This window comes from Demequina iriomotensis (genome assembly GCF_000971395.1).
Classification (GTDB): Bacteria; Actinomycetota; Actinomycetes; order Actinomycetales; family Demequinaceae; genus Demequina; species Demequina iriomotensis.
Genome location: NZ_BBME01000009.1, coordinates 623,016 through 638,003 on the forward strand (window position 1 = coordinate 623,016; position 14,988 = coordinate 638,003).

Genomic DNA, 14,988 nt, shown 5'->3' on the forward strand with positions numbered 1-14,988 from the left:
ACGTTCCCTACCGACCCCTTGTTCCAGGGGTGATGCGGCGCTAGCCTCGAGGGGTGTCAAACGCGGACGCGGCTGAGGGGCTCTCCGCTGGGGCACGGCGCGTCGCGACGGCCGGGCTCCCGGAGGACGCTTCGTCGCGCCCTGTTCCGGACGGCGCCCGCGCCTCGCAGTTCTGGGGCGCGCGCACCGCGACCCCCGCGGCCGGCGTCGCACGGGCGCCCATCGCCCCGACCGTGCCGGACCCCGTCGATCCCGCAGTGCTGCTGCGCCGCCTCGCGGACCTCGCGGTGTCCGAGGCCGTGGGGGACGTCCGCGTGGAGCAGGACCGCCATACGCCGAAGGAGCTGCCGCGCAGGTCCGAGGCGAGGGGCGGCGGCGCGCTGTCGGGAGGCGTGCCTCCGGCGCCGCCTGCCCCCGCGACCCCGGCCGCGGCGCGGCCGTCCCAGCGCGCGGACGGCGGGACCGCGGGCCGGGCGGCGGGCGCCGCCGCGCCCAGCCGCCGGGCCATCCGGGCGCGCGGCGTCGACCGCGCGACCGTGCCGGGCGACGAGCAGGACGCCGCGCTCCCCAGCGCCCGGCTCGAGGCGCTCGCGGATCTCATCCCGCAGCTGAGGGGCCTGTCCGAGGACCGGCGGCCCGAGATGCGCTCGCTCTACGCCCTCTGCTACTCGCTGCTCGCGATCGACGGCCAGGCGCCCGCCGACCGGGATGTGTGGCGCGCGCTGCTGGGACTGAGCAAGTACGACCAGGACGCGGCGGTCCGGCGCGCCGCCGACCTCGCCCTCACCGACCTCGAGCGCTTCGGCACGGTGCCGACCGTCCGCTGAAGGCCCCGCCCTCACTGACAGTTCCAACGGAGCGGGTCCCGGTTCGCGGGCGTGTCGCGCCCAGGAGCCGTTCCCAGCCGGCGTGTCGCCCCGAGATCCGTTGCCAGTGTCGGCCGGGGGGAGGGGTGTCCGTGGCAGCGCCTAGAATCTCTCGGGTCATGGATGCGCTCTTCGATCTCGACGGCTCGACCCCCAGCGAGCCCCAGCCCACCACGCCCGCCGCCCAGCAGCCGGAGCCGGAGCAGTGGCACGCGCCCGACCTCGAGCCCGCGCCCGAGGAGGCCTACGAGCCGGAGCCCGAGGACGCCTGGATCCCTCCCGCGCCCATCCTGACCGGGCACACGCGGCCGGCCGCGGCCGCGAACCGGCCCGCGCGGGGCGCATCGTCCCTCGTCGAGGGCCTCAACCCGCCGCAGGCGGAGGCCGTCACGCACCAGGGTGAGGCGCTGCTCATCATGGCCGGCGCCGGCTCCGGCAAGACCCGCGTGCTGACGCACCGCATCGCTCATCTGCTCGAGACGCACCGCGCGCGGCCGCACCAGATCCTCGCGATCACCTTCACCAACAAGGCGGCGGCGGAGATGCGCGAGCGCGTCGAGGCGCTCGTGGGTCCCGAGGCGCGCGGCATGTGGGTCGCGACGTTCCACAGCGCGTGCGTGCGGATCCTGCGCGCCGACCACGAGCTTGCGGGGCTGAGCTCGAGCTTCTCGATCTACGACACGTCGGACTCGGTCAACCTCATGAAGCTCGTCATGAAGGAGCTGAACCTCGATCCGAAGAAGTTCACGCCCAAGGCGATCCTGGGACGCATCGGCAAGTTCAAGGACGAGCTGATCGACCCCGAGGTCGCGCTCGCGGGCGCGTCGATGGCGTCCAAGTTCTCCATCGAGCACGCCGCGGCCACCGCCTACCCGCTGTACCAGCGACGCCTCGAGGCGGCCAACGCGGTCGACTTCGACGACATCATCGTGAAGACCGTCGCGCTGGTGCAGAACCACCCGAAGGTCGCGCGCGCCTACCGCGAGCGGTTCCGCCACATCCTCGTGGACGAGTACCAGGACACCAACCACGCGCAGTACGTGCTCGTGCGCGAGCTCGTGGGGCCCGCGGACGACGCGAGCCTGCCCGCGGGCGAGCTCACCGTCGTGGGTGACGCGGACCAGTCGATCTACGCCTTCCGCGGCGCGACCATCCGCAACATCATGGAGTTCGAGAAGGACTACCCGAACGCGCACATCGTGCGCCTCGAGCAGAACTACCGCTCGACGCAGAACATCCTCACCGCCGCCAACACGGTCATCCAGCACAACTCGGACCGTCGGCCCAAGAACCTCTGGACCGACTCCGGCGCGGGCGAGAAGATCAAGGGCTACGCCGCGGACACGGAGCAGGGCGAGGCGCAGTACATCGCGACCGAGATCCGCCGCCTCATCGACGAGGACGGCGTCGAGCCGAACGACATCGCGATCATGTACCGCGCGAACGCGCAGTCCCGCGCCGTCGAGGAGCGCTTCATCCGCGCCGAGATCCCCTACAAGGTGGTCGGCGGCACGCGCTTCTACGAGCGCAAGGAGATCAAGGACATGCTCGCGTACCTCGCCGCCGTGGTGAACGAGGACGACGACGTGGCCACCCGCCGCATCATCAACGAGCCCAAGCGCGGCATAGGCGACACCGCCGTCGAGTCGGTCGAAGGCGTGCGCCGCGCGCTGGTCGCGGCCGGCCAGGAGGCCAGCTTCGGCACGGCGCTGCGGCAGTTGGACGATGCGGGGCTCCAGGCGCGCTCGCAGCGCGCCATCGAGGACTTCGTGCGGCTCATGGACGATCTGCGGGCGCTCGCGCAGGACAACGGACCCGCCGGCGTGCTCGACGCGATCGCCGACCGGTCGGGCCTGCTCGCCTCGCTGAGGAAGAGCGACGACCCGCAGGACGCGAGCCGGATCGAGAACATCATGGAGCTCGTGGCCGTGGGGCGGGAGTTCTCGGAGGACAACCCCGACGGCACGCTCGCGGACTTCCTCGAGAAGGTCGCGCTCGTCGCGGATGCGGACCAGGTCCCGGACGCCGACGGCAGCGGCGGCGTGGTCACCATGATGACCCTCCACACCGCCAAGGGACTCGAGTTCCCCGTCGTGTTCCTCACGGGCATGGAGGACGGCACCTTCCCGCACATGCGGTCCATCGAGTCGGGTGACCTCAAGGACATGGAGGAGGAGCGCCGCCTCGCGTACGTGGGCCTTACCCGTGCGCGCGAGCGGCTGTACCTCACCCGCGCGGAGGCGCGCTCGAGCTGGGGTGCGCCGCAGTACTTCGGTGCGAGCCGCTTCGTCGAGGAGATCCCCGCGGAGCTCATGGAGTGGACGCGGGCCGCCGTGACCATGAGCTCGCTGCGGGCTCAGTCGGATCGCGGCACCTCCCGCGGCGGCGCGTGGTCGGGCATGGGCTACGGCTCGGGCTCCGGCTACGGCGGCAGCCAGGACCGCGAGGACGGCAACACGTACTCGCGCGCCGGCGCGGTCAGCACGCGGCGCGTGCCGCCGAGCCCGCCGGGCTCCGGCGGCGGCGACGTCGGGTTCGAGGTGGGCGAGCGCGTGCTGCACGACAAGCACGGCATGGGCAAGGTCGTGGGCACCGAGGGCGCGGGCCGCAACGCGGTGGTGAAGGTCGACTTCGGCGGCGAGGTCAAGCGGCTGGTGCTGCGCTTCAACTCCCTCGACAAGCTGTAGCGTTCGGCGCTAGCGTCCCCCCAGGTACGGCGGAGGGGGACACGATGCGAGCCTGGTGGATCGGCGCGGTGGCCGCAGCGGTGATCGTGGCCGCCCTCGCGGTCCCGTGGGTGCCGGCCGATGCCGTCACCACGGTGCCGGTCGAGCGCGAGTGGACCCTGGCCGATGCGGAATCGGGGCATTGCGCCGAGGTCGCCTTCTCGGCCACGCTCGAGGGTACGGAGCGGAGGCCGGTGATCGCGGCGCTGCCGTGGCGGGCCTGGACGGACACCGCGCTCGTCGGCGAGACCGTCGCGAGCGTGCACATGGATCCGGGCTGCGACGGAGCGGGCGAGCTCACCGCCGTCGACGCCGGGATCGTGGTCGGCGACGCGACCTGCGGCGAGTGGGACTTCGGAGCACCCATGATGACCGACAGCCTCGCGGAGATGACCCGGGGATGCGACGGTGCGGCCGTGCGCTTCGACGTCGGGAGCCTCGACGCGGCCACGGGCATCACGTCGCACCAGGAGGTGGTCCCGCCGCTCGCGATCGGCCGCGCCGGCTGCGTCGACCTCCTCGCCTGGGCCACCATCGGCTCGACCCAGGGCGATGCGGCCCTCGCCGCGGGTGTCGCCGGGCCCGACCCCGAGACGATCTGCCTGGCCGACGCGGGCTGACGCGGCGCATCGTCCCCTCACGGGCGACGCGCGACGGGCGCCGCCGCTAGGCTCGTCCTGGACCGGAACCCCAGGAGGATGGCATGTCGGACAAGACCTCGAAGGTGTCGATCGTCGGCGCGGGAGCCGTGGGCGCGACCCTGGCGTATGCAGGCCTGATGCGCGGATTCGCGCGCACGGTCGCGCTCTACGACATCAACAAGGCGAAGGTCGAGGCGGAGGCGCTCGACCTCGCGCAGGGCATCCAGTTCATGCCTGAGGCGACGGTGCTGGGCTCGTCGGACATCGGCGTGGTCGAGGACTCCGACGTGGTCGTCATCACCGCGGGTGCGAAGCAGCAGCCCGGCCAGACGCGCATGGACCTCGCGGGCGCGACCATCGGTCTCATGGACAAGGTGCTGCCGCCGCTGCTCGAGGCCGCGCCGAACGCGATCTACATCCTCGTGACCAACCCCGTCGACGTGGTCACGTACGCGGCGATCAAGAAGTCGGGCATGGACCCGTCGCGGATGTTCGGCTCGGGCACGGCGCTCGACACGTCGCGGCTGCGCCACCAGATCGCCGCGCACTGCGACATCGCGGTGGGCAACGTGCACGCGTACATCGCGGGCGAGCACGGCGACTCCGAGGTCGCGCTGTGGTCCTCGGCGACCATCGGCGGGCAGCCGCTCATGGACTGGCGCGGCCGCGACGGCGAGGTCGTCATGACCCCCGAGGTGCGCGAGCAGATCCACCACGACGTCATGCGGTCCGCGTACACGATCATCGAGGGCAAGGGCGCGACCAACTACGCGGTCGGCGCCGCGGGAGCGCGCATCGTGGAGGCCGTGCTGGGCGACCAGCGCCGCATCATGCCGGTGTCGACCCTCATCGACTACCCGGGCGTGGGCGAGGTGTGCATGTCGCTCCCCGCGGTGATCGGCCGCAACGGCATCGAGCACCAGGCCGCGACGCCGATGGACGACGAGGAGAAGGCGCTCCTCGAGGCCTCGGCGCGCTCGATCAAGGAGACGGCGAACCGCTTCGGCGTCGGCTGAGGCTCACCTCCACGCCCTGCGAGGTGCTGAGTGCCCAGAGCGGGCCGGAACGGGCGTTGAGCACCTCGCAGGGCGCGTGAGACGGTCAGTCCTCCGCGAACAGCGGCGTCGAGAGGTAGCGGTCGCCCCGATCCGGGACGATGAAGACGATCGTCGCATCGTCCTCGACGGCGGCGAGCGCCAGGGCCACGTGCGCCGCTCCGCCCGCGCTCATGCCCGCGAGGATGCCCTCCTCCCGGGCGAGGGCGCGGGTGGTGCGCGTCGCATCGTCCTGGCTCACGTTCCGCACCTCGTGGGGGACCGTCGGGTCGAAGATGCGCGGCAGGAACTCCGGCTCCCACGCGCGGATCCCCGGGATGCGCGAGCCCTCCTCGGGCTGCACGCCCACGATGCGCACCGCGGAGCTCAGCTCGCGCAGGCGCCGTCCGGTCCCGGTCAGCGTGCCCGTGGTGCCCATCGAGGACACGAGGTGCGTCACCCGTCCGCCCGTCTGCGACCAGATCTCCTCGGCGGTGGTCGCGAGGTGGGCCGCCGGGTTCGCGGGGTTGGCGAACTGGTCGAGCTGGATCCCCTCGCCCGCGGCCTCCATCGCGTCCGCGGTGGTGCGCGCGAGCTCCATCCCGCCGGCGGGGTCCGTGAGCACCAGGCGTGCGCCGTAGGCGGTCATCGTCCGGGCCCTCTCGACCGACAGGTCGGCGGGCATCACCAGGACCATCGCGTAGCCGCGCACCGCGGCCACCATCGCGAGCGCGATCCCCGTGTTGCCGCTCGTCGCCTCGATGACCGTGTCGCCGGGACGGATGCGGCCCGTGGCCTCGGCCGCCTCGATCATCGACAGCGCGGGCCGGTCCTTGACGGAGCCCGCCGGGTTGGTGCCCTCGAGCTTCGCGAGGACCACGGTGCCGCGCGCGGCGGCGTCCGCGGCGAGCCGCTGCAGCCTCACCAGGGGCGTGCCGCCGATGGTCTGCTCGATCGTGGGGTAGTCGTGCATGTCCCTAGTGAACCGGACGTGGGGACGATGCGCGACGATGCCCCCGGCGCACCGGGGGCATCGCCTGGGCCGGGGTCAGACCCCGACCAGCTCCTTCTCGCGAGGCGGCTCGGGGGCCGCGCCCTCGACGGACACCCGCGGGAGCCACTCGAGCCACCGCGGCAGCGTCCAGTTGCGCTCGCCCAGCAGGGTCATGAGGGACGGGACCAGGATGGTCCGGACGACGGTCGCGTCGATGATGACCGCGGCCGCGAGCCCGAAGCCCATCTCCTGGAACTCCGCCATGTCACCCAGGGAGAACCCGAGGAACACCGCGACCATGATGAGCGCGGCGCCCGTGATGAGCGAGCCGGTGCGGGAGAGCCCGAAGACCACGGCGTCGCGCGTGTCGCCGGTCGCGTCGTGGCGCTCCTTGATGCGGCTGATGAGGAACACGTGGTAGTCCATCGACAGGCCGAACAGGACCGCGAACAGGAACACCGGGATCCACGGGGCGATGCCGTCGACCTGCGCGAAGCCGAACAGCTCGGCGCCCCAGCCGTACTGGAACACCGCCACCAGCAGCCCGAAGGCGGCCGCCGCGGACACCACGTTGAGCGCGATCGCGGTGAGCGGGATCGCCAGCGAGCGGAACGCCACGAGCAGCAGCACGAAGCTCGCCCCGAGCACGATCGCGAGGACCCACGGCACCTTGTCGACGATGACGTCGCGGAAGTCGACCGCCTCGGCCTGGTCGCCGCCCACGTAGGCGGTGGCCTCCGTCCCGCCGAGCGCGCCGGGGACGATCACCGACCGCAGCCGCTCGACCGCCTCGTCCGCGGCCGGGTCGGCCGAGTCGTAGACGCCGCGGGTGTCGATGAACGCGGTGCCCGCGCGCCAGTCGACCGTGGTCTCGGCGAAGGCCGGGTCCTCCTCGACCACCCGCGCGAGGGTGTCGACCGCCGCGGCGTGGCCCCCCGCATCGTCCACCGCGATCATGGTGCTCGACTGCCCCAGCCCGTAGTCCGCGACGAGCGTCTCGGTGCCGAGGCGGAGCTCGTTGTCCTCGGGCAGCGACTCGAGGCCCGGGAACGTGAGGCGGATCGACAGCAGCGGCACGGCGAGCGCGAGGAGCAGTGCGAGGCCGGCGGCCGCAGACACCGCGGGGCGCGCGGTGACGGCGCGCGCGATCGCGGTCCACGCGCGGGGCTCGCGGCCCGGGTGCGCCGTGGGGATGCGGCCGCGGTTGACGCGGTGGCCCAGCAGACGCAGCACGGCCGGCAGCAGCGTGAGGGCCGAGATGACGGCCATGAGCGCGACGATCATCGCGCCCGCGCCGAGCGAGCGCATGATCGTCGACGGCACCACCAGCATCCCGACGAGCGAGATGAGCACCGTCACGCCCGAGAACAGGATGGCGCGGTTGGCGGTCTGCCCGGTGATCGCGACGGCGTCCTTCACGGTGCGCCCGTGCGCGAGCTCCTCGCGGAAGCGCTGCACCGCGACGAGGCTGTAGTCGATGCCGAGGGCCAGCCCCATCATCGTGATCATGTTGACGATGAAGAACGAGAGCTCGACCGCCTGACCCACGATCGCGGTCGCGCCGATCGCGGAGATGATCGAGACGATCGCGATCATCAGCGGCAGGCCCGCCGCGACGAGCGCCCCGAACACCACCACGAGGATGACGAGCGCGACGCCGATGCCGATCGCCTCGCCGCGCATGAGCGTGTCCTCGGCCATGGCGTCGAACGCGGCCTCCGCCGTCGCGTCGCCCACGTTGCGGAGGGTGAAGCCGGCCGATGCGGCGGCATCGGTCGCGTCCTCGACGGCCTGGGCGACCGTGTCTGACCCGGCGTGCACCTCCGCGGTGACGAGCGCCGAGCGCCCGTCCTCGGACACCGGGAACGGCTGGTCCGCGGTGGGGGCCGCGACGCTGACGACGTCGGGCAGCGACTCGAGCCCCGCGGCGACGCGCGCGACGGCGGCCGTGAACTCCGCGTCGCCCCAGCGCGCCGTGTCCGCGGTGATGACGACGGTCTCGCTCTCGGTGGCGGCGTCGGCGCCGCGAAGCTCGCCGTCGCGCTGCGCCGCGGTGTCCGAGTCGGTGGCGACCAGCACGCGGTCGTCCTGCGTGAGGGCGTCGCCGAGCCCTCCCGCCGCGACGATCGCGGCGGCGAGCGCGAGCGCCCACGCCGCGATGGTCAGCCACGGCCGTGCGGCCGAGGCGCGGGCGATGCGCCCGGTGATGCCAAGTTCCATGATCCCCTCCCGAGATCGCCGGAGGTGTCCGGCTGCGTCGACCGTAGGCACGGGGCTGGGGCGCCCGCGGCCCGCTTTCGGATGAATCGTCCGCCTCGCCCGGGTGAAGAACCGTGTGACCCGCATGGGGGATCCGTGCGCACCTCTCCCTCGGAGGGGGGAAGGGAAATCTCCGGGTGGGCCATGCCGCGGCGGGGCCAGGCGCGGCACCATGGGGGCATGGGTGCACTCGGACGTTACTTCGCCGCCATGTGGCAGGCGCGGACCTGGCTCGCGGTCGCATACTTCCTGATCAGCCTGCCGATCGCGATCGTGCTGTTCACGTACGCGGTGACGGGCTACGCGGTCGGGATCGGGCTGGCGATCATCTGGGTCGGGGTGCTCGTGCTCATCGGGGTCCAGGCGTCGATGCGGCCGATCGGCAACGCTGAGCGCGTGCTCGCGGCGCACCTGCTCGATGACGACATCCCGCGTCCGGCGCCGCTGCACATCCCCGCCGACGCGACGCTGATGCGCCGCACGCTGGCGTCGTTCCACGACCAGCAGGCGTGGCGGGTGCTCGCGTGGATCATGGCGCGCATCGTGCTCGCGCCCCTCGCGTTCGCGCTCGCGATCGTGCAGATCGTGGTGCCTGTGAGCCTGCTCGCGGCGCTCGTGATCGCCGTGCTCCACCTGCTCGGGCTGAGCGACGTCATCGGTCTCGAGGCCGACGACGCCGACGCGCAGCGCATCGTCGACACGGTCGCGTTCTGGGTGGCGGTGGGCAGCCCGCTGCTCATCATGCTGATGCCGGCGCCCGCGTGGCTGGTCCGCGCGCTCGCCGAGCTTCACCGGTGGGTCGCCGGATGGGCGCTCGGGATCTGCGACCGGGATGTCGCGCGGGCGGCGACGGCGCGGGCCGAGCTCGCCGAGGAGCAGGTGCGGATCGACCAGGAGCTGCACGACAGCATCGGCCACATGATCACCATGAACATCGTCCAGGCGGGCGCGGGCGCGCACGTGTTCGACAGCGACCCGGAGTTCGCGCGCCAGGCCCTGCGCACCATCGAGGAGCGCGGGCGGGCCGCGATGGGCGAGCTCGACCGCATCATCGCCGCGATCCGCGGGGACGACGTCGGCGAGCGGGCGCCCCTGCCGGGGATCGCCGACATCCCCGGCCTGGTCGCCATGTCCCGCGACGCCGGCATCGACGTCGACGCGGAGCTCGACACGCACCCCGTGCCGCCCGCGATCGGCCGCGCGGCCTTCGGGATCGTGCGGGAGTCGCTCACCAACGCGGCCCGGCACGCGCCGGGTGCCGCCGTGCGGGTGCGCGTGGAGCGGGAGGACGATGCGCTGGGCATCGAGGTGGTCAACGGCGCCGCCGCCTCCACCGCCAGGCCCGCAGGTGCGCGGGGCGACGGTCCGCGTCGCGGCGTCGCGGGCATGCGCGACCGGGTCACCCTCATGGGAGGGCGCACCGAGATCGGCCCCGAGCCCGGCGGGGGCTACCGCGTGCGCGTGCTGCTGCCGCTGGCCTCGGTCATCCGGCCCGCGGGCGACGGCTCCGCGTGGGACGATCTGCGCGAGGAGGTGCGCGCATGAGGGTGGCGATCGTCGACGACGACCCCTTGGTGCGCATGGGCCTGCGCGCGATCGTCGGGTCCGAGGACGGGTGGGACGTGGTCGGGGAGGCCGGCGACGGTGCCGACGCCATCGCGCTCGCGGAGCGCGAGCAGCCCGACATCATGCTCATGGACGTGCGCATGCCCGGCATGGACGGGCTCACGGCGACCCGCGAGATCGTCGCGCGCGGGTGCGCCACCCGCGTGCTGGTGCTCACCACGTTCGAGGTCGACGAGTACGTGTTCGACGCGATGCGGTCGGGCGCCTCCGGCTTCGTGCTCAAGCGCATCCCGCCCGCCGAGCTGCTCGAGTCGATCCGCGTGGTGGCGCTCGGGGAGTCGCTCCTGTTCCCCGCGTCGACGCGCGCCGTCATCGAACGGTTCTCGAGCCGCGATGCGCAGCGGCTCCCCGACCTCACCGAGCGCGAGGAGGACGTGCTGCGCGCCCTGGCGCGAGGGAGGTCGAACGGCGAGATCGCCGGCGAGCTGTTCGTGTCGGTCGAGACGGTGAAGTCGCACGTGGCGTCGATCCTCATGAAGCTGGGCGTGCGCGACCGGACCCAGGCGGTGATCGCCGCGTACGAGAGCGGCTTCGTGTCCCCTGGCGAGGCCGCGGGGGCCTGACCGCCCCGGCCTCACTCGCCGCCCTTCTGACACTGGCAACGGATCTCGCGGCGACGCGCCGCGCTGGGACCGGTCACGCCCGGCGACACGCCGGCGAACCGGGACCAGCTCCGTTGGAAGTGTCGGAATGGGGAGGGGCGGATTGTCGGCCGATCACCTCAAGATTGGCGACAATTCTGGCGACATTCCCCGGGACCATGGTCCCGAACGGGGGTGGGGCGCGGGTAGGCTGACCCTGCACCAACGGACAAGCGCGCCGACGAGGGCGCGCCCTTCGCGTGAGGACAGTGCATGGACCTGTACGAGTACCAGGCGCGCGACATGTTCGAGAAGCACGGCGTACCCGTGCTCCCCGGCATCGTCGCCGAGACCCCCGCCGAGGCGCGTGCCGCGGCCGAGCAGCTGGGCGGCGTCGTCGTCGTCAAGGCGCAGGTCAAAGTGGGTGGGCGTGGCAAGGCCGGCGGCGTCAAGGTCGCCAAGAACCCCGACGAGGCCGAGGCGCACGCCGCCGCGATCCTCGGGATGGACATCAAGGGCCACACGGTCCACCGCGTGATGATCGCGGCCGGCGCCGCGATCGCCGAGGAGTTCTACTTCTCCGTCCTGCTCGATCGTGCGGAGCGGCGCTACCTCGCCATGTGCTCCGTCGAGGGCGGCATGGAGATCGAGCAGCTCGCCGTCGAGCGCCCCGACGCCCTCGCGAAGGTCGCCATCGACCCGCTGGTGGGCATCGACGAGGCGAAGGCGTACGAGATCGTCGACGCCGCACGCTTCCCCGCCGAGCTGCGCGACCAGGTCGCCGGCGTCATCCGCAGCCTGTGGACCGTCTACAAGGACGAGGACGCGACCCTGGTCGAGGTCAACCCCCTGGTGCGCACCGAGGACGGCTCGATCATCGCGCTCGACGGCAAGGTCACCCTCGACGAGAACGCGGAGTTCCGCCACGCGGACCACGCGGCGCTCGAGGACAAGGCCGCGGCCGACCCGCTCGAGGCCAAGGCCAAGCACATGAACCTCAACTACGTGAAGCTCGACGGCTCCGTCGGCATCATCGGCAACGGCGCGGGCCTCGTCATGTCGACGCTCGACGTGGTCGCGTACGCGGGCGAGCAGTTCGGCGGCCAGAAGCCCGCCAACTTCCTCGACATCGGCGGCGGCGCCTCGGCCGAGGTGATGGCCAACGGCCTCGACGTCATCCTGCACGACCCGCAGGTGAAGTCGGTGTTCGTCAACGTCTTCGGCGGGATCACGTCGTGCGTCGCGGTGGCGGACGGCATCGTCGGCGCCCTCGAGGCGCTGGGCGACAAGGCGACCAAGCCGCTCGTGGTGCGTCTCGACGGCAACGCCGTCGAGGACGGCCGCGCGATCCTCGCGCACGCCAACCACCCGCTCGTGACCATCGTCGAGACCATGGACGGCGCCGCGGCCAAGGCCGCCGAGCTCGCCGCCGCGGCAGAGTAAGGAGAAATCATGGCCATCTTCCTCACCGCAGAGTCCAAGGTCATCGTCCAGGGCATGACCGGCTCCGAGGGCATGAAGCACACGCAGCGCATGCTCGCCTCCGGCACGCAGATCGTCGGCGGCGTCAACCCGCGCAAGGCGGGCGCCGAGGTCGAGTTCCCCGGCGATGTGCTGGTCCCCGTGTACGGCACCGTCGCCGAGGCCATGGCCGCGACCGGCGCCGATGTCTCGGTGCTGTTCGTGCCGCCGCCGTTCACCAAGGCGGCCGTGATCGAGGCCGTCGACGCCGGCATGCCGCTCGTGGTCATCATCACGGAGGGCGTGCCGGTCGCGGACACCGCCGAGTTCTTCGCGTACGCGCAGTCCAAGGGCACGCGCCTCATCGGCCCCAACTGCCCCGGCCTCATCACCCCCGGCCAGTCGAACGTGGGCATCACGCCGGCGAACATCACCGGGCCCGGCAAGATCGGCCTCGTGTCGAAGTCCGGCACGCTGACGTACCAGATGATGTTCGAGCTGCGCGACATCGGTTTCACCACCGCGGTCGGCATCGGCGGCGACCCGATCGTCGGCACCACCCACATCGACTGCCTCGCGGCGTTCGAGGCCGACCCCGACACGGCGGCGATCGTCATGATCGGCGAGATCGGCGGCGACGCCGAGGAGCGCGCGGCCGCGTACATCAAGGAGCACGTCACCAAGCCCGTGGTGGGCTACGTGGCCGGCTTCGAGGCGCCCGAGGGCAAGACGATGGGCCACGCCGGCGCGATCGTGTCCGGTTCCGCCGGCACCGCGCAGGCGAAGAAGGAGGCCCTCGAGGCCGCCGGCGTCCGCGTGGGCAAGACCCCGTCGGAGACCGCGCGCCTCATGCGGGAGATCCTCACCGCGTCCTGACGGACGGACGATGCGGGGCCCCGGCGATCGCCGGGGCCCCGTTCGCGTTCCCGCGCCCCGCCAGCCCCGCCCACCCGCCCGGACACTGGCAACGGATCTCGCCGCGACACGCCGGCCTGGACACGTTCACACGCCGCGTAGCCCGGCGTGTCGGGCCCGACTCCGTTGGCAGTGTCGGCGGGGGGAGAGGGAGGGGTCGGAGGGGTCGGGAGGCGTGGCGGTCCGCCGCATCGTCCCCGGGCCGGGGGACCATGGACCCCATGCCCGCCACCCGTCCTGAGAACGCGCGCCCGCCGGTGTTCGACCGGATCCGCACCGCGCTGCCCGGCTGGGCCGGAGGCGTCCTCACGGGCCTGCAGGGCGTGGTGCTGTCCTACCTCGTGGTGCTCGCGCCCGCCCTCGCGGCGGTGGCGGGCGCCCCGTCGCTCGACGGCTCGGCCGCGGTCGACTGGTCGGGCTCGGCCACGATCGCGACCGACCTGTGGCTGCTCGGCCACGGCGTGCCGCTGGTCGCGGGCGACTCCACGGTGAGCCTCATCCCGCTCGGTCTCCCGATCGCGAGCGCCGCGATCCTCGCCGCGGTCGCGCGCCGCTTCGCGGTCAAGACCTGGGCCAGCTGGGGGCTGTCGGTCGCGACCTTCGCCGCCGGCGCCGCGCTCATCGGCTGGCTCGGGGCGGCGGACGGGATGCGCGCCGGCTCGGCCACGCGTGCCGCGATCGTGTGCGCGCTCATCGCGGCACCCGCGGTGGCGGCAGGCATCTGGCGCGCGTACGGCGCGCGGCTGCGCGTGCTCGACCGCGTCCCCGACTTCGTGCGCGCCGGGCTGCGGCTGGGCCTCGGCACGGTGGCCCTGGTGGTCGCGGCGGCGGCCGCGGTGGGCGGCGCGTGGGCGGTGCTCGGCATGGATCGCATCGCGCTCATCGCGTCGGACCTCCACATGGACCCGCTCGGCGCGGGCGCCCTCGCGCTCGGCGAGACGCTTTACGTCCCGACGATGGTGTGCTGGATGGTCGCGTGGCTCGTGGGTCCCGGCTTCGTGGTCGGCACCGGATCGCTGTACGCCCCCGACACGCTGACGGTCGACGCGCTGCCGAGCGTGCCGCTGCTCGGTGCGCTGCCCTCGGGATCGGGCGGCTGGTGGGTGTGGGCGCCGCTCGGCATCGTGGCGATCGCGGCGCTGTGCCGTGCGCTCCTGTTCCGGCGCATCGGCCTCGACTGGGAGTCGGCGAAGGCCGGCGGGGTCGCGATCGCCGCGGTCGCGCTCGGGCTCGTGACGCTCGCGGCGCTGTCGCGCGGCTCCGTCGGGCCCGGCCGGCTCGCGGACGTGGGGGCCGAGGTCGTCCCGGTCACGCTCATCGGCACCGCGCTCGTGGCGGCCGGCTACGGCGCCGTGTGGGGGACGCTCGCCGGATGGCGCGCCGTCAGGGCCAGATGGACGCGGGACGATGCGCCCGCGCCGGCGGTCACGGAGCCGGCTGCCCCGGCACGGTGAGGCCCCAGCGTTCGAGCAGGTCCGTGTAGCCCTGCTCGTAGTCGTCGAGGCACTGCTGCTGCGCGGTGTGCGTGATCGCCCGCGACTGGCAGCTGGCGAGCTCCTGCACCTGGTCGTGGAGCACCACGAGCCCGAGGCCGTAGAGGAACGACAGCGCCGCGAGCCCGATGCCGATCCACAGCATCACGCGCACGCCCGCGAGCGGGATCCCGCGCAGGAGCACCAGCGCCGTGATCATCGCCGCCGCGCCGGCCGGCGCGAGCACCAGGGCGCTGAGCCCCCAGGTGGGGCCCAGCATCGGCACGAGCAGCATCGCGGTGAGGAGCAGCAGGCTCCACAGGACGGCGCGGCGTGCGCCGGCACCCACCACGGGCACGTCGGCGGGGGTCGGCGGCATGCGGCTCCCTCGGTCGGTGTGACCCCCAGCATGC

Annotated in this window: 12 protein-coding genes; 9 read left to right on the plus strand and 3 right to left on the minus strand. The window is 73.0% G+C overall.

What is annotated here, in order from left to right; translation table 11 throughout:
• The first annotated feature begins 53 nt into the window (after positions 1-53).
• The 4 genes from AOM09_RS03015 to AOM09_RS03030 all read left to right on the plus strand — a co-directional run bounded on the left by AOM09_RS03015 (position 54) and on the right by AOM09_RS03030 (position 5,249).
• Positions 54-827, plus strand: a complete 774-nt coding sequence (locus AOM09_RS03015; RefSeq protein WP_062384060.1) for a hypothetical protein — start codon at positions 54-56, stop codon at positions 825-827.
• A gap of 158 nt (positions 828-985) precedes the next feature.
• Positions 986-3,553: a DNA helicase PcrA gene (gene pcrA / locus AOM09_RS03020; protein ID WP_062384063.1), complete on the plus strand. Its 2,568-nt coding sequence runs from the start codon at positions 986-988 to the stop codon at positions 3,551-3,553.
• A 44-nt stretch (positions 3,554-3,597) separates the two neighbouring features.
• Positions 3,598-4,212 carry a hypothetical protein gene (locus AOM09_RS03025; RefSeq protein ID WP_062384065.1) on the plus strand — a complete coding sequence of 205 codons (615 nt, stop codon included), beginning with the start codon at positions 3,598-3,600 and terminating at the stop codon, positions 4,210-4,212.
• 83 nt (positions 4,213-4,295) lie between these two features.
• Positions 4,296-5,249 carry an L-lactate dehydrogenase gene (locus AOM09_RS03030; RefSeq protein ID WP_062384067.1) on the plus strand — a complete coding sequence of 318 codons (954 nt, stop codon included), beginning with the start codon at positions 4,296-4,298 and terminating at the stop codon, positions 5,247-5,249.
• Between the two features lie 85 nt (positions 5,250-5,334).
• On the opposite strand, the gene cysM is transcribed toward AOM09_RS03030, so the two are convergent.
• Complete coding sequence (cysM, locus tag AOM09_RS03035) at positions 5,335-6,240, minus strand: cysteine synthase CysM (RefSeq protein ID WP_062384072.1); 906 nt, start codon at positions 6,238-6,240, stop codon at positions 5,335-5,337.
• Positions 6,241-6,315: 75 nt separating this feature from the next.
• Entirely contained in the window at positions 6,316-8,481 is a 2,166-nt protein-coding gene (locus AOM09_RS03040) for an MMPL family transporter (RefSeq protein WP_062384075.1), read from the minus strand.
• Between the two features lie 219 nt (positions 8,482-8,700).
• Here AOM09_RS03040 and AOM09_RS15120 point away from each other — a divergent pair, with 219 nt between their 5' ends.
• From AOM09_RS15120 to AOM09_RS03065, 5 genes are all read left to right on the plus strand, one after another.
• Positions 8,701-10,065, plus strand: a complete 1,365-nt coding sequence (locus tag AOM09_RS15120) for a sensor histidine kinase (RefSeq protein ID WP_062384078.1) — start codon at positions 8,701-8,703, stop codon at positions 10,063-10,065.
• Entirely contained in the window at positions 10,062-10,709 is a 648-nt protein-coding gene (locus AOM09_RS03050; protein WP_062384080.1) for a response regulator, read from the plus strand. Before AOM09_RS15120 ends, AOM09_RS03050 begins: the two co-directional genes overlap by 4 nt.
• A 291-nt stretch (positions 10,710-11,000) precedes the next feature.
• Positions 11,001-12,170, plus strand: a complete 1,170-nt coding sequence (sucC, locus tag AOM09_RS03055) for an ADP-forming succinate--CoA ligase subunit beta (RefSeq protein ID WP_062384083.1) — start codon at positions 11,001-11,003, stop codon at positions 12,168-12,170.
• A gap of 9 nt (positions 12,171-12,179) precedes the next feature.
• Positions 12,180-13,064 carry a succinate--CoA ligase subunit alpha gene (gene sucD, locus AOM09_RS03060; protein WP_062384086.1) on the plus strand — a complete coding sequence of 295 codons (885 nt, stop codon included), beginning with the start codon at positions 12,180-12,182 and terminating at the stop codon, positions 13,062-13,064.
• A 260-nt stretch (positions 13,065-13,324) separates the two neighbouring features.
• On the plus strand, positions 13,325-14,557 hold the full coding sequence (locus AOM09_RS03065; RefSeq protein WP_062384089.1) for a cell division protein PerM: 1,233 nt from the start codon (positions 13,325-13,327) through the stop codon (positions 14,555-14,557).
• Here the strand turns inward: AOM09_RS03065 and AOM09_RS03070 are convergent.
• A complete protein-coding gene (locus tag AOM09_RS03070) occupies positions 14,529-14,954 on the minus strand; it encodes a hypothetical protein (protein WP_062384092.1) in 426 nt (141 codons plus the stop codon). The genes AOM09_RS03065 and AOM09_RS03070 overlap by 29 nt on opposite strands.
• Positions 14,955-14,988: the final 34 nt, after the last annotated feature.

Excerpts from the sequence above, each read along its gene's own strand:
- AOM09_RS03065 (WP_062384089.1), top strand. The coding sequence starts at position 13,325 with ATGCCCGCCACCCGTCCTGAGAACGCGCGCCCGCCGGTGTTCGACCGG.
- AOM09_RS03025 (WP_062384065.1), top strand. The coding sequence starts at position 3,598 with ATGCGAGCCTGGTGGATCGGCGCGGTGGCCGCAGCGGTGATCGTGGCC.
- cysM (WP_062384072.1), bottom strand. The coding sequence starts at position 6,240 with ATGCACGACTACCCCACGATCGAGCAGACCATCGGCGGCACGCCCCTG.
- AOM09_RS15120 (WP_062384078.1), top strand. The coding sequence starts at position 8,701 with ATGGGTGCACTCGGACGTTACTTCGCCGCCATGTGGCAGGCGCGGACC.
- sucD (WP_062384086.1), top strand. The coding sequence starts at position 12,180 with ATGGCCATCTTCCTCACCGCAGAGTCCAAGGTCATCGTCCAGGGCATG.
- AOM09_RS03030 (WP_062384067.1), top strand. The coding sequence starts at position 4,296 with ATGTCGGACAAGACCTCGAAGGTGTCGATCGTCGGCGCGGGAGCCGTG.
- AOM09_RS03050 (WP_062384080.1), top strand. The coding sequence starts at position 10,062 with ATGAGGGTGGCGATCGTCGACGACGACCCCTTGGTGCGCATGGGCCTG.
- AOM09_RS03070 (WP_062384092.1), bottom strand. The coding sequence starts at position 14,954 with ATGCCGCCGACCCCCGCCGACGTGCCCGTGGTGGGTGCCGGCGCACGC.
- AOM09_RS03040 (WP_062384075.1), bottom strand. The coding sequence starts at position 8,481 with ATGGAACTTGGCATCACCGGGCGCATCGCCCGCGCCTCGGCCGCACGG.
- pcrA (WP_062384063.1), top strand. The coding sequence starts at position 986 with ATGGATGCGCTCTTCGATCTCGACGGCTCGACCCCCAGCGAGCCCCAG.
- sucC (WP_062384083.1), top strand. The coding sequence starts at position 11,001 with ATGGACCTGTACGAGTACCAGGCGCGCGACATGTTCGAGAAGCACGGC.